Annotated in this window: 3 protein-coding genes; 1 reads left to right on the forward strand and 2 read right to left on the reverse strand. The window is 33.3% G+C overall.

What is annotated here, in order from left to right:
• On the forward strand, positions 1–875 hold an 875-nt coding region (locus P8M54_RS15645; protein WP_300288968.1), incomplete at its 5' end, for a CPBP family intramembrane glutamic endopeptidase.
• 122 nt (positions 876–997) lie between these two features.
• Here P8M54_RS15645 and P8M54_RS15650 read toward each other — a convergent pair.
• Positions 998–1,408: an OsmC family protein gene (locus P8M54_RS15650; RefSeq protein ID WP_300288970.1), complete on the reverse strand. Its 411-nt coding sequence runs from the start codon at positions 1,406–1,408 to the stop codon at positions 998–1,000.
• A gap of 222 nt (positions 1,409–1,630) precedes the next feature.
• The coding region (locus tag P8M54_RS15655) for a CocE/NonD family hydrolase C-terminal non-catalytic domain-containing protein (protein WP_300288971.1) at positions 1,631–1,983 on the reverse strand (353 nt) is incomplete at its 5' end.

Raw genomic sequence — 1,983 nt, forward strand, 5'->3', positions numbered from 1 at the left:
ACAAATATATTTTTTACTTCTCTGCACTACTTTTTGGTTTTGTGCATTTGGCTAATTTCCCTTTTTCGCTTACCATTTTATTACTTTCTCCAATTTTAGTAGCTCCACAAATCTTCTTCGGTCTTATTTTTGGTTATTTGCGTGTTAGATATGGGATTTTGATGGGATTTTTTATGCACGCTTTACATAATGCTCTCTTTATTGGTATAGGATTGTTGGTGATGTCGCAAAACACTGTTAATGTAAATTCAATCACTAAGGATTATGTTGTTGCGATTCAGGAGACCTTTGACAAGCACGGCGATGGTTCTATAAAAAACTATCCCGATAGTTTAGCCTACGAAAACACCACTTTAAAAGCGACTATCGCGTATTTACTAAATACAAATGAAAGTTTGCTAAAAACAAACAATAGCGATAGACTGGATTCTCGATTAGACTTTCATTTTAAAAACAAAACAAAGGATACTACAAAGATTAAAAGCATGGCATTAGAACAGTTGATGAAAGGCTACAGCTTTGCTGTTTCTAAAAAAGCAATCCCCACTACTGTATGGGATTTAGAGATTACCAATCCTAGTTTGCTCGCTAAATACAAATCTAAAGGTAACCCAAAAGGAAATGAGATTGACATCAATAAAGAAAAAATCACCCTAAAAAATTGCAATATAGAAGTACTTGTTTATACCCTCAATAAAGATGGGAAAAATATCTTTTTCAATAAAACAAATGATGATGCGACTTACGACTTGACGCTTTCTCTAGCTAATTTTGAAACAACACAAAAACAACTAAAAGCAAAATATGGACTAACATTAAAAAAGCGTAAAATGAATTACGAGTATTCTCAAATTACGTTTAAGGAAAGCAAATAAGGTACTGCCTAATCAACAAAAATCTATCTAGAAAAAATAGAAAAGGAGCTTGACAGATTGTCAAGCTCCTTTTAGTTTATCGTTAATCTGAAATTCGGGATAAACCCGATTCTGATAAAAACCTAGCCTAAAACTGCTTCTGAACTAATTTTAGTATTTAGTAATTTTGAAATCGGGCAATTTGTCTCCGCTTTCGTTACTAATTCCTGAAAATCAGCTTCGCTAATTCCCTGTACTTTAGCTTGTACTGATAAATGAGAGCTTACTACGCTACCATCTTGAAAATCGACTACGCACTTTGTTTCGATACTGTCAATTTCGTGACCAGCCTCGCCAATGTAGGCAGATAGTTGCATGGTAAAGCAACCTGAATGCGCTGCTGCTATTAATTCTTCTGGATTTGTGCCTACTCCTGTTTCAAATCGAGAACCAAAAGAGTATTGCGTATTGTTAAGTGTAGTACTTTGAGTTGTTAATTTTCCTGCTCCTTCTTTTAAGGAACCATTCCATACTGCTGTTGCATTTCTTTTCATAATTAGTTTTTTTGATTAAACTCAAATTTAACGAATTATAAAAAGGGAATTAAATCAAAGTCGTTTATTTAACTAAAATTTAAATTAAAGGGAATTTGAATTTGATTGCAGTATGAAAGCAAAAATCGAACTCCATCACAACCTACATAATCATTCGCCAATAAAAAACCCCAATCAACATAGATTGGAGTTCTTGATAAATATAATTACTTAGAGTTACAATTACGGTTTCAATACCGTAAATTCTATTTTAGAATCATTGTAAACGCGATGTGTTTGCTTTTTGAAATCTTCTGGTTTTGCGTAGAAAATATTATCTACAAATGTTTGTGGATTCAAGTCAATCAAAGGAAACCAAGTACTTTGCACTTGAATCTGGATTTTGTGTCCTTTCTTGAACGTATGCATAACGTCCTGTAATTTAATCGTTACAGCCGTTTTCTCGTTAGGAACAAAAGCTTCAGGAGTAATAAAACTATTTCTGAAACGACCTCTCATTACTTCGCTTCGTACCATCATGTGGTAATTACTCATTTTCAAATAAGGAGCCATTTCTTTATTTTCTTGGGCATCAG

This window comes from Flavobacterium sp. (genome assembly GCF_029242675.1).
Lineage (GTDB): Bacteria > Bacteroidota > Bacteroidia > Flavobacteriales > Flavobacteriaceae > Flavobacterium.

Excerpts from the sequence above, each read along its gene's own strand:
- P8M54_RS15650 (WP_300288970.1), bottom strand. The coding sequence starts at position 1,408 with ATGAAAAGAAATGCAACAGCAGTATGGAATGGTTCCTTAAAAGAAGGA.